This window comes from Paenibacillus sp. M2, from assembly GCF_046713495.1.
Taxonomy (GTDB): domain Bacteria; phylum Bacillota; class Bacilli; order Paenibacillales; family Paenibacillaceae; genus Paenibacillus; species Paenibacillus amylolyticus_B.
In genome coordinates this window covers 1,162,931-1,179,484 of sequence record NZ_CP169648.1, presented here as the reverse complement: position 1 = coordinate 1,179,484, position 16,554 = coordinate 1,162,931, and the positions used below count along the sequence as shown (strand labels likewise).

15 protein-coding genes are annotated in these 16,554 nt (G+C 47.0%); 3 read left to right on the top strand and 12 right to left on the bottom strand.

Annotation, left to right across the window (positions count from 1 at the left end; translation table 11 throughout):
* Window positions 1-11: 11 nt before the first annotated feature.
* The 11 genes from ACETMN_RS05365 to ACETMN_RS05315 all read right to left on the bottom strand — a co-directional run bounded on the left by ACETMN_RS05365 (window position 12) and on the right by ACETMN_RS05315 (window position 12,012).
* Window positions 12-587, bottom strand: coding sequence for a TerD family protein (locus ACETMN_RS05365; RefSeq protein ID WP_091015801.1), 576 nt, complete (start codon window positions 585-587; stop codon window positions 12-14).
* A gap of 90 nt (window positions 588-677) precedes the next feature.
* A complete protein-coding gene (locus tag ACETMN_RS05360) occupies window positions 678-1,271 on the bottom strand; it encodes a TerD family protein (protein ID WP_091015803.1) in 594 nt (197 codons plus the stop codon).
* A 40-nt stretch (window positions 1,272-1,311) separates the two neighbouring features.
* Window positions 1,312-1,758, bottom strand: a complete 447-nt coding sequence (locus ACETMN_RS05355; protein WP_091015805.1) for a tellurite resistance TerB family protein — start codon at window positions 1,756-1,758, stop codon at window positions 1,312-1,314.
* Window positions 1,759-2,101: 343 nt separating this feature from the next.
* Complete coding sequence (locus ACETMN_RS05350; RefSeq protein WP_411735856.1) at window positions 2,102-3,745, bottom strand: extracellular solute-binding protein; 1,644 nt, start codon at window positions 3,743-3,745, stop codon at window positions 2,102-2,104.
* A 72-nt stretch (window positions 3,746-3,817) separates the two neighbouring features.
* On the bottom strand, window positions 3,818-4,687 hold the full coding sequence (locus tag ACETMN_RS05345) for a carbohydrate ABC transporter permease (protein ID WP_036606256.1): 870 nt from the start codon (window positions 4,685-4,687) through the stop codon (window positions 3,818-3,820).
* Window positions 4,688-4,701: 14 nt separating this feature from the next.
* A complete protein-coding gene (locus ACETMN_RS05340; protein WP_047844113.1) occupies window positions 4,702-5,619 on the bottom strand; it encodes an ABC transporter permease in 918 nt (305 codons plus the stop codon).
* Between the two features lie 271 nt (window positions 5,620-5,890).
* On the bottom strand, window positions 5,891-6,955 hold the full coding sequence (locus tag ACETMN_RS05335; protein WP_091015810.1) for a response regulator: 1,065 nt from the start codon (window positions 6,953-6,955) through the stop codon (window positions 5,891-5,893).
* Complete coding sequence (locus ACETMN_RS05330) at window positions 6,952-8,682, bottom strand: sensor histidine kinase (protein WP_411735855.1); 1,731 nt, start codon at window positions 8,680-8,682, stop codon at window positions 6,952-6,954. The genes ACETMN_RS05335 and ACETMN_RS05330 overlap by 4 nt, the downstream gene beginning before the upstream one ends.
* A 272-nt stretch (window positions 8,683-8,954) precedes the next feature.
* Complete coding sequence (locus ACETMN_RS05325; RefSeq protein WP_091015813.1) at window positions 8,955-9,845, bottom strand: hypothetical protein; 891 nt, start codon at window positions 9,843-9,845, stop codon at window positions 8,955-8,957.
* Window positions 9,846-10,109: 264 nt separating this feature from the next.
* Entirely contained in the window at window positions 10,110-10,841 is a 732-nt protein-coding gene (locus ACETMN_RS05320; protein ID WP_036606252.1) for a nuclease-related domain-containing protein, read from the bottom strand.
* Between the two features lie 277 nt (window positions 10,842-11,118).
* Window positions 11,119-12,012 (bottom strand): NAD(P)-dependent oxidoreductase, encoded by an 894-nt coding sequence (locus ACETMN_RS05315; RefSeq protein WP_091015816.1) that lies wholly within the window; start codon window positions 12,010-12,012, stop codon window positions 11,119-11,121.
* A gap of 195 nt (window positions 12,013-12,207) precedes the next feature.
* Between ACETMN_RS05315 and ACETMN_RS05310 the strand changes: the two genes are divergently transcribed.
* Genes ACETMN_RS05310 through ACETMN_RS05300 form a run of 3 tightly spaced genes read left to right on the top strand, consistent with a single transcriptional unit; the run spans window position 12,208 to window position 15,963 of the window.
* Complete coding sequence (locus ACETMN_RS05310; RefSeq protein WP_091015818.1) at window positions 12,208-13,329, top strand: endospore germination permease; 1,122 nt, start codon at window positions 12,208-12,210, stop codon at window positions 13,327-13,329.
* Window positions 13,301-14,803 (top strand): spore germination protein, encoded by a 1,503-nt coding sequence (locus ACETMN_RS05305; RefSeq protein ID WP_256975096.1) that lies wholly within the window; start codon window positions 13,301-13,303, stop codon window positions 14,801-14,803. Before ACETMN_RS05310 ends, ACETMN_RS05305 begins: the two co-directional genes overlap by 29 nt.
* Complete coding sequence (locus tag ACETMN_RS05300; RefSeq protein ID WP_091015819.1) at window positions 14,800-15,963, top strand: Ger(x)C family spore germination protein; 1,164 nt, start codon at window positions 14,800-14,802, stop codon at window positions 15,961-15,963. The genes ACETMN_RS05305 and ACETMN_RS05300 overlap by 4 nt, the downstream gene beginning before the upstream one ends.
* A gap of 87 nt (window positions 15,964-16,050) precedes the next feature.
* On the opposite strand, the gene ACETMN_RS05295 is transcribed toward ACETMN_RS05300, so the two are convergent.
* Complete coding sequence (locus ACETMN_RS05295; protein WP_091015821.1) at window positions 16,051-16,554, bottom strand: hypothetical protein; 504 nt, start codon at window positions 16,552-16,554, stop codon at window positions 16,051-16,053.

The window sequence follows — 16,554 nt, the reverse complement described above, 5'->3', positions numbered from 1 at the left end:
TTCTGTACGTCCTATTGCAAACCGTAATCGCGTGTCAATCCAACCAATCCATCCTGGTAACCACTACCGATGGCACTGAACTTCCACTCGCCGTTATGACGATACAATTCACCAACAACTACACCCGTTTCGATAGAGAAGTCTTCTCCCAGGTCGAAACGAATCAGTTCTTCGTTGTTTGCTTCGTTAACGATTCGCACATAAGCACGGGAGACTTGTCCGAAGTTCTGGCTACGTTCTGTAGCTTCGTAGATCGTAATGGAGAATGCAATTTTCTCTACATTGGCGGGTACGTTAGGCAGGTCGATATTGATCTGCTCATCATCACCATCGCCATCTCCAGTACGGTTGTCACCAGTGTGAACAACAGAACCATTTTCATTTTGTGGATTGTTGAAGAAGATGAAGTTTTTCTCGCCTTCTACTTTACCGTTTGCATTGGCACAGAATACCGATACATCCAGGTCAAAGTCTTTTCCACCATCATACTTATTGGTATCCCAGCCCAAGCCTACTGTGATTTTTGTCAAACCTGGGTTCGTTTTAGTCAGATCGATTTTTTGACCTTTAGAGAGATTAATTGCCATCGTATGATCATCCTCGCTTATTTAAGTGTATTGTAGTTATCGTGACATATGAATATCAGGATTATTGTCGATTTAGGTTAAATCTTGTACTTAGGAGTACCTGCGAGCGAGTTCATTGATATGTACCGCATGGGAACCCTCTCCAATTGCTGAGAATTTCCATTCGCCTCCATGACGATACAATTCCCCACAGATCAACGCTGTTGAACCTGTGTAGTTATCGGATAGATTGAACTTCACGAGCTCACTGGAGTTTTTACCATCCAGAATACGGATATAAGCCTTCTCTATCATGCCAAAATCTTGCTTGCGATTGACACAATCGTAGATATTAACAACGATTAATACTTTATGAACATCAGCAGGAATACGGGACAGATCCATTTTGATCTGTTCATCGTCACCGTCTCCCTGTCCTGTTAAATTGTCACCTGAGTGGATAACCGAACCACATGCACTTTGCTTGTTGTGGAAGCAAACCAGGTTGGAGTCCTTCACCAACTTGCCTTCTTCATTCAACATGATCGCCGATGCATCACAATCGATATCCGCTTGTTTTTTTCTTCCGAAGAACCCTTTGGCAGTTACCGGGTCCCAACCGAGACCAGCAATCACCTGCGTAAGTCCTGCATTGCCTTTGGTTAAATCAATCTTCTGTCCTTTGACCAAGTTAATGCTTGCCACTGATTTTCACCTCCCTTCACATGTAAAATATCTACTCTACTTAGAGATTGAATTCACCCGGGTTCAGTCCAAGTACATTGCAGATCTCGGCAACAACTCTTTTCTCCTGATCATCAAAGTTGCCGTCCGCTGAACCAATTGCACTGCATACGCCCACAATAACGCGTCCTACATCTGGCTTACCTTTAAATTTCCCAATGGCTTTCAGCGCTTCCTGCTTCCCGATCTCTGGAGAGAACTCAAAGTTCGCGACATAATGATTGAAGCGTGTAATCACTTCAGCCATATCGAATACTTTCAATTCCTGACTGAGGTTGATATAACCGGCCATCTTGTTCTTTTCCGCTTCGTCAATGGAACCATCTGCAAAAGCAACCAGTGCACAACCTGCAACCACGGCATCCATAAAATCTTTATTTTTAAACTTTTTGACTTGCTCTTCAAGTCCTTGTTTTGTTGAATTTAACCAACTTTTAAATGAACTCATACTCAACCTCCAATAGTTTCATACATGGTGTTCTTCACTTTTTTTCATGGTTTTCAGTAATTTTCATCCTTACATCATGATTGAATATAAGTTAAATTATTCCTTAACTATACTCTGAAATACGGCAATATTCTACATTAAAAAACAATTAATACCTTATGATACGCATCGTTCTGGATATGGTTTCAAGCGAGAGGCGAGAACTTTCTATTCACTTCATTTTTCAGTCAAATATTCCCCTATTTGAAGCCCAAACATAAAAAGGCTCTGATCAGGGGATCAGAGCGCTTATTTCTACCAACACCAAAATTATAAATTTTATGAATGATTTGAATCCTTGAATTCACTCTGCTTTTTCAAAATCAGCCTGTTGTTGTTCATAGATCTCATAGAAATCGTCCCAGACGAGTACATTATTCTTTTCCTTGCTCCACCAGTCTTTGTACCATACTTCAATCTCCGGGCCACCGCCTTGCTCCCACTTCTGCTGTGCTTCCGTTGCAGCCTGTTCGACTGTATATTTGCTTCCGCCAATGATGGAACGGGTAAAAATATCGTTGATCGCTGTTGTCACATTGGTCAACTTCACCTGAAGTTCCTTCGGTAGCTGCGGCATATGTTCTGAATGGGTAACACCCTCTCCTACCGGAAGATCCGTCATATATACCTCACGCGCTTCCTTGAATAGTCGAAGTCCTTCCTTCTGTGACGGAATCTCTTCGCTGAACAGCATTTCTGTGTACCCGCATTTGCCTTCCTCCAGACGGCTGTACAACATGGCGTAATCCCCTGCCCAGCTGATCTCCTGCTTGTATTTCTCCTGATCCGAGATACGCGGACAGCCTTGATCGTTCAGCGTATAATGCGTGTTTTCAAATCCATTTTTGAAGGTCCGGCCTGACTCTATTTTGGTCAGAAAATCGATATATTGCATAACTGCTTCCGGATTTTTGGCTCGTGCATTCACAGCTGCAGTCATCTGAACCGGGTTATTCCACACCATCGTGTGCTGTCCTACGGACGTGGTTGGCAGAGCGATGACCTTTAATTTGGCCTCAGGAACATTCTGCATCAGTGTATCCAGTTCCTTCGCCGCAAACCCGGTATAATCCGAAGTCATGGCCGCGTACATACCGATTTTGCCATTCAGGAAATCCTGCTTCGCCTTGGCCCCGTCCTTGTCGGTCAGTAAGTCCTTATCTACCACTCCTGCTTCATATAATGCACGTTTGAATGCCGTTGCTTCTTTCATGTTGTTGGGACCAACCACCATCTCCCCGTCCTCCACATTCACCCAGTTGGCGTTGTACATATAGCGAAACAGACCCGCTGTATCGCCGAACTGAAATCCACCGATGCCGTATGTATCCTTAGCTCCGTTTCCATTGGGATCATTCTCCGTGAAGGCCTTGGCTACCGCCAGCATCTCTTCCTCATTGGTCGGTACCTCCAGATTCAACTTTTCCAGCCAGTCTTCCCGTATGAAAAAGCTCGTTAGTGGAAACACCTCGTTCATACGCCCCACTTCATAGAGCTTACCATCGCTTTTAATGCCGGCCTTCTTGAGCTGGGGATATTTCTCCATCAAGGCTTTGTATTCCACACTCGAGTTCTCGATCAACTCATCCAGCGGCATCAGCTGTTTCTGATTAAACAGTGTGTTACGGATCGGCGTACCGAATTCAAAAATGATATCCGGTGCACTGCCAGAAGCGAATAATACGTTAAGTTTGGACTGGGACTCCCATCGGGGAACTGCTGTATATTTTACATTAGCCGGGCCATTCTCGTTGATCCACTTGGACCACATGTTATCTTCGATTGTACCCATGCCGCTTGGGACCGCGCCCCGATCATAGATTGTTGACGTGATGTTCCCCCTGTTGCCTTCGCCTTCCGCCTGTTCGCTACCGTTACCTCCTGTACATCCCGCCAGCAAACCACCGATCAAGCCCAGAACGAGACCCGACTTCATCCATGCCTTCATCGTTAACGCCATAGATAAGACCCTCTTTCTCTCCTGTAATATGAACCCATGCGGGTTAACCCACAGCCTGCTTTAACCTTTAATTGATCCAAGCATGACCCCTTTAACGAAGTACTTCTGCAAGAACGGATACACTGCCAAAATGGGTATGACCATCACAATGACAGCTGCTGCCCGAATGCCTTCCGGGGTCAGATTCGATATCATCGTTGGATCGGTAAAATCCTGTACATTCAGATTGGACATAATCATATTTTGGACAAGCACGGTCATGTTGTATTTGGACGTATCATTGATATAAATCATCACACTCATGAACGAATTCCAGTAACCCACGCCGTAAAAGAGAGCAATAGTCGCCAGCAAAGGTTTGGACAATGGCAACACGATGCGGAACAAAAGCCCCAGTTCACCACAACCATCGATGCGCGCAGCCTCGTCCACTTCCCCTGGCAGATTTTCAAAATAAGATCGCATAATCAGCATGTTGTACGTGCTCACCAGGCCCGGTAGCCAAAGCGCACCGTAACTGTTCACAAGACCGAGATTTTGCACGACCAAATAAGTCGGGATGAGTCCACCGTTAAAAATCATCGTGAACACCATCGCCATCGTAAAGAAGCGCCGATGATAAAAATGTCTACGTGACAGCGGATATGCCGCCATAATCGTCACCGCCATGCTGAGCCCTGTACCGATCAATGTGATCTCCACACTATTCCAGAATGCATTCAGAATCGGCGTTCCGGTAATTAGGCTGTGATAGGAGAACCAGGTGAAATCGACGGGCCATAATCCCACTTGACCTGAAACAACCGCTCTCGCATCACTAAATGACAAGGCAACAATGTTCAGTAAGGGCAGGATACAGCTGACGGCAACCAATGACAACAATACATAATTGATTAAATAAAAGACTTTTTCTCCTTTGGTTTTTCTCATGCCGTTCTCCCTCCCTACCACAAACCTTCGTTAAATCGCCGCGCGATATAATTCGCACTAAAAATGAGGATAAATGCAACCAGTGATTCGAACAATCCCATCGCTGTTGTCAGGCTGAACTGTGCTCCCTGAAGACCGGTGCGGTAGATATAGGTACTGATGACATCCGCTATCTCATTGACATTGGAATTCTGAAGCATATACACCTGGTCGAATCCGACCTCCATCACCCGCCCCATCGATAGAATCAGCAGGAGAATAATGGTGGAGCGTATACCCGGAAGGGTGACATGCCAGATCTGGCGCATTTTGCTGGCCCCATCCATCTGTGCAGCCTCGTATTGGCTCGGATCAATGGTCGTTAGTGCCGCGAGAAAAATGATGGCATTAAAGCCCATGTCCTTCCAGATCCCTGAGCCAACAAACACCGCAACCCACGAACCCTTGTTGTACATGAACGGATAAGGTGCTCCCGTCCAGGCCTCGACCCAGCGATTTACGATCCCATTTTCCAAAGAGAAAACCGTCATGATCATCATCGCAATGATGACCCAGGAAAAGAAGTGTGGCATATAGACCACCGTCTGCACCGTTCGCTTAAAGGCCATGTTTCGCACTTCATTCAGCATAATGGCCAGAATAATTGGAATGGGAAACCCGATAATGATGCTTAACAAACTGAGGAACAAGGTGTTGCGAATAATCTCCACCGTGCGCGGATCACTGAACAGCGTCTGAAAATGCTGAAAGCCCACCCATGGACTGTTCCACAGCCCATCATAGAAGTTGTAATCCTTAAAGGCCATGACCAGCCCTCCGATGGGTGCATAACGAAAGGTAAGGTAGAACATAATCACCGGAACAAACATCAAGATTAACGGTATATTCATCTTGAATCGTCGAAGCCGCTGCTGCCGAATCCGATGCTTCATTTCACTATCCGGTGGTTGTAATCCAGACGGCGGACCTGCGGTCAGTTCCCCCTTCATATCCATCACTCCTCTCTGCTGTTGATGTACTATAGTTGTATTTTAGATAAAAATGTAAGCGTAAACATTTGTTATTTAACGATCCTTTTATAATTTTCTACGCAAAAATAACCCCACATGGTGGGGTTGAACTTGGAAACGAACAGATATTAAGAGGAGGCTTCTCTTTAATTGTGACCCTGCAGCAGTTCAAGGAGGATTGCTACCGGGCACTTTACTTGGCTACTTGCTTGCGATATTCGCGGGGCGATATACCCGTCATCTGTTTGAATACGGTTGTAAAATAACTGGAGTTATCGAACCCGGTCAGTTCCGCGATATCTGCCATGCTCTGCCGAGTGCTGTGCAGCAGCAGCTTCGCCTTATCAATTCGGCGCTTGCTGACATATTGGCTGAAGCCTTGTCCTGTCTCTTTTTTGAACAAATGGCTCAAGTAGTTGGGTGTCACATGAACATGGGTAGCCACGGCCTGCAACGTGCATGTGCTGGAATAGTTCATTTCAATATACTGTATAACTCGTGTAACGACATGATCCTGCTGTTCCTGAGTTAGACGCATCAGCATATCCACCCACTCTTCACTCTTGCATCTGGCCCAAGCGATGACTTCAGGTATGGTATGAATCCAGAGCAGTGGATCTGGGGCAGTTGAGTCCATCCCACCGGATTCCTGAGGCTGAAGCTGTTGTACCAGTAAGTCCGTCATGACCTTCATAAGCATATGAATCTCCGCTTTGCCTTGTGACAAGCTCATCCCGGACGCTTCTTCCAGCAACACCTCGATCCGATTCATTATCGATCCGAATTGATGATGGAGCAGCAACAAAGTCAGTTCCTCTCGCAGTCGCTCGGTACGGTCCACCTGGCTGTATTGTTCCCTGATCCGAATGTCGGACTGTTTTCGGCGATATCGTTCATGTGCCTTTTGTAACACCTGACATGCTTCATCGAGCGAAAACGGCTTTAACAAAAATTCAATTGCTCCATACCGGATAGCACGCTGTGCATATTCGAACTCACGATAACCTGTCAAAATGATAATCATAATGTCCAGTCCACTCTCGTGTATGCGTTCGGCCAAATCTAGACCATCCATCACAGGCATGTTGATATCCGTAATGATCAGATCGGGTGTGCAGCTGTGTACAGCCTGTATCGCTTCTTCTCCATCGGCCGCTTCCCCGACAACCTCCCAACCGAGGGGGTTATTGCGAACCAGATGAATCAGACCCTGACGAAATAATGCTTCATCATCCACTACAAGCATACGTCCATTCAACAGAACCTACTCCTCTCAGTCACCTGAATTTCCCGGCATAAGTCCTCACCGATCTGATAAGGCAAACGAAGACGTACTAGCGTACCCTTTCCCATAGTCGACTCGATCTGTACACCGTAGGGTTCACCGTGAATCAACTCAATTCTTCGAAGTACACTCCGCATGCCAATGTGCTGACGTTCCTCACCCGCATGTGCCACTGGCGTCATAATGTGTTCAATGACCGATGCGTGCATGCCGCAGCCGTTATCTGAAATTTCAATGATAAGCAGATCCAGCTCTCCTTCATGCCCGTTTTGCCGCGAGCCACGAATCTCCAGATGACGGTTGTTCCTTTTGTCCGAGAAGGCATGAACAAAAACATTCTCCACGATGGGCTGAAGCAACAGTCGGATCACCTGACAGCGAAGCAATTCAGCAGGAACGGCAATTTCAATCGACAAGGCTTCCTGATACCGGGCCTGCTGAATCTGCAGGTAGTGATCTATTTGCTTCATCTCATCCTGCACGGTCGTCAGTTGCTGCACGGGTTCCAGCGTATACTGCAGCATCTCGGACAAGGCAGTGACCAGGCGAGCCGATTTCTCATCGCCAAGCATATAGAACTTCCAGAAAAACATGCTCAGCGTGTTATACAGAAAATGGGGATTCAGCTGGGCCTGAATAGCTTTGAGTTCAGCTTCTTTTTCACTGAGTTCGCGCTCGTACACTTCATGTATAAGCGTATCAATCCGGGAAGCCATTGCATTGAATCGTTCACCGATAAAACCGAGCTCATCCCGTGTCTCGATCCGAACCCGTGTATCGAACTGTCCATCACGCACTCTTTTCATCGCGTTGACCAGACTCGCAAGTGGACGCAACAGTCTGCCGCTAATTATGGTAATGATGAACCAGGAGCATAATATGCTGGCTACCGCAGAGAACACAGCAACTTTGACAATGATCTTTCCCTTGTTCTGAATCTGAGCGAGTGAGACTTTGCTAACCAAGGTGAAGCCCGCTTTGTCTGACGTTTGCTTCGTATACAATTGGGTTGTTCCCTGCTCGTCCCTGATCTCCGTCGCCCCTAGGCTTAGCTCGGTAAGTGGTGGTGGATCCGCATCCTGATTATGAAAGGCATAAAGAAGCTCACCATCTGCGTCAAACAAGTAGACAGCAACTTCCTCATTCAGTCGCAGATCTTTGAGATACGATTCGAACAACGAGGTGTTAAACAGAATTAACATGACGCCATAAGTCTCCAGATCAACAGACCGCATTAATCGTCCCGCCAGAATCCAATTGGTTTGTTCCTCCTGCAAGAAAGCATCCGGCCCCAAACGATTCCAACCATATTCGCCGCCCGTTCCTTCCAGTCTATGAACCATCTCTGCCAGATAGGAAGGATCCATCTGTTGAAATGAGCCGGCAAAGGCACCGAGATTAAATATGTTTTCCTTCAGGTCATATATGCGGAGCCCCATGATCTCCGGTGCATCCAGCCTTACCTGATACAACTGATCATCCAGTTCATCTTCCAGCTTCATCTGATCATAGGACGAGATGCCAGAGGTCTGTGCTTTGATGGCATTTTTTACGGAGGGATTCAGTGTGATATAATCGGTGACTTTATACATGTCGTGTACCCTGGAATCCAGACGTGCAAGAATCTGCTCTGCGGTAAGACTATACTGGCGACTGACCTCTTCATTGAACAGATCGATATGGATGCGATAGGTGATCAACCCTGTGATTCCGGAGATTAAGACCGTTGCGGTAGATAAAAACAAGATTAGCTTCGTTTTAAATTTAAAGCGTTTACAAAAGTTCATCCACCACATCTTTCACACACCTCACCTATATTCCGGACATGTCTGACTCCTAAAAACATATCATACACCTATTGGAAAAAACCAGAAAAACCCTGACCCCGCTTCAATCGGTAGTCAGAGTTTGAAGGCATGTGATCCAGACCTGTTACCGGGATGATCCAGATTAACTCTGGATCACGGCATTTTTATTCCCCGTAAATCTCTTTGATCCGTTCATCCTCATTGGTAGACAATAGAACATTAAGCAACCCCATGGCATTATTGGCATCGGTTCTCGTCGTCTTGTACATCTCGGCAAACGCCGCTTCATCCTGCTCCGGGTCCATCGCAGCAAGCTTGCCCCATGACGTGCGGGCTTTGTCGTATAACGTACTCAACGTAATGTCACGTGGATGCTGTGCAACAGGTGCCATCGATTCAAATTTCGCTGTGACCCTGAAGAAATCCTTGGAATCCTGGAACGATGTACTGCTGTAGTCCTTATTTTTCATCGCATCTTCGGTAATTAGCAGCCCTTCACGCGCGATAAACAGCGTTTTCACCATGGCACGCTCCAGATTGGTTGCTTCTCCCCAAGTTATATAAGATTCGTCAGGTGCTTGTACGGTTGTAAAAAAAGGAAAGGCATCATCAATCAACTGCTGCGAATCAGAGTGAATTGGCACCCCTGCATTCATGTCCACAACGGCATCGCTGTAGTTGGCTACATTAATATTTTTGGAACCTTCCTCACTGACCCGACGCACCGGATAATCATTCAGAGGGATACGGATATAACCAAGTTTATCCGCATACTGCTGCTTCAACTCTTCCAGTGTGGAGTCCTTTCCAATCTTGCCGTCGTCGGCTGAAGAAGATTCTTCTGTAGCTGAACCTGTCTGCTCACTCCCATTCGAATCGGTTGCTGCGGTTTCTGTTACGGCAGCATTCGAGCTGCTTGTTTCTGATGAAGCAACTTCTGTACTGGAAGCAGACTCCGGCGATGACGTCTCTTTCGCTCCGCCACCACAAGCTGTCAGAATCGCTGCCAAACCAAGCATAACTGTGAACGTCTTTATCGTATAATTCCATTTCATGTATAATCTTCCCCTATCCTATGTATATTCCTGAGAACCATTAACCTCTGCTTCAAGACTTGAACACCCGCTTACAAAAATATCCTTTCATATAACATGCTTGATTCACACAATTGGACATGCTCTACATTCTATCATAAGTTAAAAATCGGTTGTATACGACGATATACCTGTGTCTAAAGCCTTTTACTACTCGTACATTAACTACCACCGCAACACAAAAACACTGCCGCCCGTATGGACAACAGTGTTCGTGAAGGGTAATTATTTGATCCCTTTTGCCTTCTCCATATGCTCTGACCGAATCTGAGGATCGGTGGAATTGACCGATGATAACAGAGCGTAGATCGCCTGAATATCCTTCTCTTGAAATACGGTTTCGGGAACCTCACTCTCAAGTCGTTCTGTCTTGCGCTGAATCGTTTCCACCAATTCATGATCGTAGATGATCAGTTCATCCGAATTCACATACCTCACAGCAGGATCAACACTGATGCGGCAACGGTTGGTGAAGGTCACCATGGAGACGAGACGTACTCTTTTGTAGTCTCCGAGGTGCGCATGGATGGCTTCCACATGTGCACGATGCTGCATAAGCGGATTGTACATTTTGACCCGACTGCTGCTGACTGACCAATTGGCCTCTCTTCTTCCGCCGCGAATCTCACCTGTTGTCAGATTTCGGGTTTCGATCACAAAGATTGCCCGCGGACCGATTACGACATGATCAATCTGCGAATAACCGGAGCGTGACTTCGGATTGGTAACGAGCAGGTCGTTCAGCACTTTATATTGACTTGGAAGACCGATCAGCTGATCTGCTGTACTAGGTTCCTCCGGCTGGCGTGTCCAATCCCCTTCCGCCTTTTTCTTGCGCTTACTACGGACCATACGCGGGGGAATGGTTGTCGTCGATGGTAACGCTGAAGCGGAGGCTGTAATCTGGTTCGCAAGCTCTGGTTGTGTCTTGAACAGAGACAGGATTTTCTTGAACATGGGCAAGCTCCGTTCTATTATAGTGTGGGTTACGGGTGACCATTACAGGAGGAATAACATCCTTTGACACATTCATTATGTAAACTTCTATTACTTATGTCGGATAAAGCGGGGTAAAAATAAAGGGAAAACGATCAAAATCTCTCCAATACGCAAAGTACATATGAACATTTAACCAATTCCGTGACTTTAGACGCATAAACAAACCGCAAAATTAAAAAAAACAGCGCAACCCTTTCCTGAATAGAAAAAGAATACGCTGCTGTTCTCTTGGATGTTAAGCCTGAAGATAATAGGTGTAGAGCACCTGAGTACCCTTCTCTTCCAGACCATTATTCGCTATTTCCTGATACAGGGATTCAGCCAGAGCCAAACCAGGCGTTTTCATGCCCATCGCTTTTGCTGACTCCAGTGCAATTCCCATGTCTTTGATAAAATGTTTCACATAGAATCCAGGCTCATAATCGCCTGCGATCATGCGCGGACCGAGATTGCTGAGAGACCAGCTTCCGGCTGCACCGGTAGCAATGCTCTTCAGCACGGTCTCCGCGTCCAGACCAGACGTCTTGGCATAGGCGAGTGCTTCACACACGCCCATCATGCCAGAGGCAATGGCAATCTGGTTGCACATTTTGGTATGCTGCCCGGCTCCCGCCTTGCCTTGCAGCACAATGTTGGTGCCCATCTGCTCAAACAGCGGACGCACGGCTTCAAAGGCCTCCGAACTACCTCCAACCATAATGGACAGCTTCGCGTTCTGCGCTCCGATATCACCGCCCGATACAGGCGCGTCCAGTGCATGCAGTCCTTTGGCTTCCGCAGCTTCAAAGATTCGTGCAGCCAGTAACGGACTGGATGTTGTCATATCAATCAGATATGACCCTGGTTTGGCATTGGCTACGAGACCATCCTCACCGAGATAAATCTCCTCGACATCCTTCGGATACCCCACCATTGTGATGATGACATCACACGTGGCAGCCAGTTTGCCTGGTGTGTCATGCCATACGGCACCTTCCTTCACCAATGCTTCCGCTTTGGCAGCAGTTCGCGTGTACACATGCAGCGGATATCCCGCTTGCTGGATGTGCCCAGCCATGCTTTTACCCATCACGCCTGTACCAATAAAGCCAACTTTCGTCTCTCCAGGTGCCTTCGTTGTATTTGTCATCGCAGGTTTCCTCCCTATTTCTCTATGCTTCGCTCAGTGCTTGTCTTCGACATTGCTATATCTGTATGTTAAAGCTTTCTGCTTAGTCCGTCCATATCGGTTGCAACTTTCTGTGAAAAAATCTGAAAAAGGAATCAACTTCCTGTATGCTGTACAACCTAACGGAAACTTCCTTCATTGGAAAGGAGGATTCGCATGAGTCGTGAGAAAGGTCAAATTACCATCTGGTTGTCCTTTTCCATCATTTTATTAAGTGCCGGACTGGTCTGCCATGTCTTGTCCATCCCAGCAATTCTCGAAGCAGGCGGCAGAGACGGATGGTTGTCTGTCGTGGCGGCAGGACCTTTTTTCATGCTGTTTCTATGTATGATGTATATCATCATTCGGCGAGTACGTGGACAGCGATTAACAGATTGGATTACGCGAGAATTCGGACCGATTCCTTCCTGGATCTTCCGGATCTCCGCTTCCATTCTACTGTTCACGCTTGGCACACATACGCTGTATGAGACAACTAACTGGACCGTGTCCACATATCTTCAATTCACGCCACCTTACGTTCTGGCTGGTGGCGGAGCACTGGTTGCCGCGTGGGCAGCGGCTAAAGGCATACGCTCCATTGCGATGACTTCCAGTCTGCTGCTGCCATTTGTAATTTTACTTGGTTATTTTGTAATGTCCGCCAATATGAAATACAAAGACTACAGTCTATTGTTCCCGATTATGGAGAACGGCATGGGTCCCGTATGGCGGGGCATGATCTACTCTCTTGCCGGGCTTATGGAAATCTGGATTCTTATGTTGTTCCAACATGAAGTCAAAGGCAAAATTCGTTGGTGGCATGTTTTGATCCTCGGCGTGTTTATGCTCAGTATGGCGATCGGTCCCACGATCGGAGCCATCGTCGAGTTTGGTCCAGAAGAAGCAGCAAAACAACGAAACAGTCCCTATGAGCAATGGAAACTTGTGAATATCGGCAAGCTGCTGCAACACGTTGATTTTTTGTCCATCTATCAATGGCTTAGTGGTTCCTTCGCAAGGGTCGCTATATCTATGTATCTCATCGTGGATCTGCTGAATTTCCGCAGACCGAAGAAACGATATATCGCGATTCTCACCATCACCGTCATCATGAGCTTTATGGCGATGCAATGGTGGCGCATTGATTACGTCGACTATTACGTAGATCATATTCAGTTCCCGGTCATGCTGGCCTATGTCTCAATCGTTACCGTGATATTAACCATTGCCGCATTAATCCACAAAAAGGACAAGGAGGCTCCCAAACGTGCCGATCTCAACCCAGCCCAAGAATAATCGTGAAGTTGAACCGTTCCGAATGAACGAGCATAACCTGAACACCTTTTTTGCGGGATCTGATGATGTCATCATCAATAGTCACATGTTCGGAGAACCTCCGATGCAACTCCTTATGACCTATTGCAGCGGTATGGTGGATAGTGAAGCGATCTACGATATTATTCTCCCGGAACTCAAACGAACATATGAAGATACACACTTTATCCGTACATCCGACATTGAAAAATGCATCAGCCTGGATTGGACCCGAATGGATCTGCAAGATCCGGCATTTGGAACAGAACTGATGTCTCTCCGTGTTTTTGAAGGCCATATGCTAATCTGTATACCATCTCTTCAAGCCATGTGGAGTATTGATATATCTAACATCCCTACTCGAACACCGGAGGAATCGACCACCGAAGTTTCGATCCGCGGGGCAAGAGATGGGTTCATTGAACCCCTTGCCGTCAATGTTGCCTTGATACGCACCCGTCTGCGTACGAACCAACTTGCCTGCAATATCGAACTGATCGGTACACGTTCTGCAACCAAGGTGGCATTGATGTATATCAAAAATATCGCCAATCCGGAGCTGATCGAAGACGTCCAGGATCGGTTGCGTAAGATTGAGATCGAACGAATCTTGACCGCCAATGAACTGGAAGAATTGCTGTCACCTTCGAAAATCACTTTGTTTCCCGTCACCCATTATACGGGCAGGCCTGACTTTGCTGCAGAATGTCTCCTGAACGGACGTTTTATCCTCATTGTCGACGGCAATCCCAGCGCCATTATTGGGCCAGTCAATCTGTTTCTTTTGCTCAAATCACCGGAAGATGCCAGCTTTCCCTTCTTAGCTGTCAACGTAGGGCGGATGCTGCGCTTTCTTGGCCTGATGATCACCGTGTTCCTGCCCGGATTCTATATTGCGCTGACTTCATTTCATATGGATCAGATTCCTTTCCCACTGGTTGCCACGATATCGGTAGGACGTATGGGACTGCCAATGGAATCGGGAGTGGAGATGTTTCTCATTATGCTGCTCATGGAGCTGTTCCGAGAGGCGGGGGTACGTCTACCAAGTGCCATCGGCCAGACATTAACTGTGGTTGGAGGTCTGATCATAGGGGATTCCGCCATTCGAGCCGGCATGGTCTCTCCCCTCATGATTGTCATCATCGCAGTTACCGTCGTAGCTGGAGCAACCATTGTGAATCAGGTTATGACCAGTTCTGTGCTGATCCTGCGCTTCCTTTGTTTTGTCCTGGGAGCTTCCCTCGGCATCTTTGGGTTCATCCTGTCGTTGATTCTGTTCCTCATCTACCTGACCGATCTCAAATCATTTGGCATTCCGTATCTCACGCCGTTAACACCGCTTCATTTTAAACAAGCGATAGCTTCATTATTCAAACTGCCAAAAGGGTTGGGTAAACGCAGACCCGTCTATCTTGAGACTCAAGAACCGCGTAAGAAAGGAAACGGAAGATGAAGCGTTTGTTGCGGAGATGTACGCTGGGTCTGTTAAGCCTATCGATGTGCGTGATGACAAGTGGATGCTGGAGTGCCTTTGAGATCCAACAGGTGGACTACGCCAAAGCCTTTGGCATTGATTACAAAGACGGGATGTATCACCTGTATGTACAAACGCTGGATTTTGCCAGTGTCGCCAAAAGTGAGAGTTCAACCAAAAGTGCAGATACGCCACCTGTATGGGTCGGACATGCCGAAGGGAAAACCATGAGTCTGGCGCTGAACGAACTGTTTCGTACAGCTCAATTACACATGGCTTGGGGGCATGTGACAGCCATCGTTATGGCGGAAGGTGTGCTCACCAGCAAACATATCAAAGAAGTGTTCGATATGCTGGGACGGTTCCCAGAATCCCGTTATACGACCTGGGTCTACGGAACCCGCGAACCACTGGAGAAAATTCTCAGTGCAACGTCCATCTATAATATGTCGCCCTTGGATAGCATTCTTCATAATCCGCTCCCGACTTATCTGGAAGAATCGTTGTATCCGCCCGTGCTTAGCTTCAAGCTCATTGCAACGCATAATGATCCGGCTACCACGACGTATCTGCCCAGTATTGCATTGAACAATTCCCAATGGGCCGAGAACGAGAAGAAAAAGGATTTATTTCTAATCGAGGGGGCCTTTTTCGAAAAGACAGGTGTTGACTTTGAATACCTTCCACGCAGTCAGCTTCCCGGTTATCACTGGCTGATCAAGGACATGCGGCGTGCTCCCTTGCTTGTGCAGAAGGATGGAACGATCTATGGGGCACTCAGTGTAGGTTTACCAAAGATCAAAATCAAGCCTGTCATTCAGGGTGAAGAGGTCAAGTTTAATATTGACGCCCAATACCTAACTGCCCTGTATGAATATCTGGTGCCCACCTCTTATGAGGAGATGATCCAGATTAGTGAAGTGAAGTTGCGAGAGCAGATTATGCAGACCTATCGTCACGGCCTTGAGCGTGGTGTGGATATTTACGGCCTTCAGGAGAAACTGTATCGCAAAAATCCGAAGCTCTGGCGTAAGTTATCAAACAATGGCAGCAAGATGATGCTTACCGAAGACTCGATCCAGGATCTGAAAATCCATCTCACCATCCCGTATACAGGGAAATATAAAAGAAAAGTGTAGTATGACTCGAAACACCCCTTGCCCGTCTGATACGACGGATGAGGGGTGTTTGTGTTGATGAAGGATATATTTCGTTTGCAGTTCGGATTAGGTGGACCTAGGACTGCGAAGTTTCCATTCCATCAGCCAGCTTATAAATATGGAGAATGACAGACCGAACAGCAGAATCGGAACGTTATAAAACAAGGTGTTCGTGTACTGGTTCAGCCAACCAAAACGGTACACGGCCGAATCCGGATCATTCGTAAATCCGTTGAGCTGGAGGCGTAGGTCATTGATGGTGTGTAGCTCCCAAGCGACAGACAACACACACAGCAAGAGAGCCGCGAAGGGTACACAGGCATGTATCTTCCCTCCCCAGCGCTGACGCTGATCGTACAACCACCATTTGGATAGAAACATCGTCCAGATACAGAGAATGAGAAAGGTCAGAAGAGATGGAGCTAACACCAGAAGTCCCAGGTTACCGTTACCAGATACCCCTCTACCCGGCTCATGCTGGAAGGTTAATCCACGTACAGCACCGATCATGAGTACGTTCCAGATGAGGAAAATGAGGTAAGGCTTGTTGATCCTTTTTAAGCGACTCAT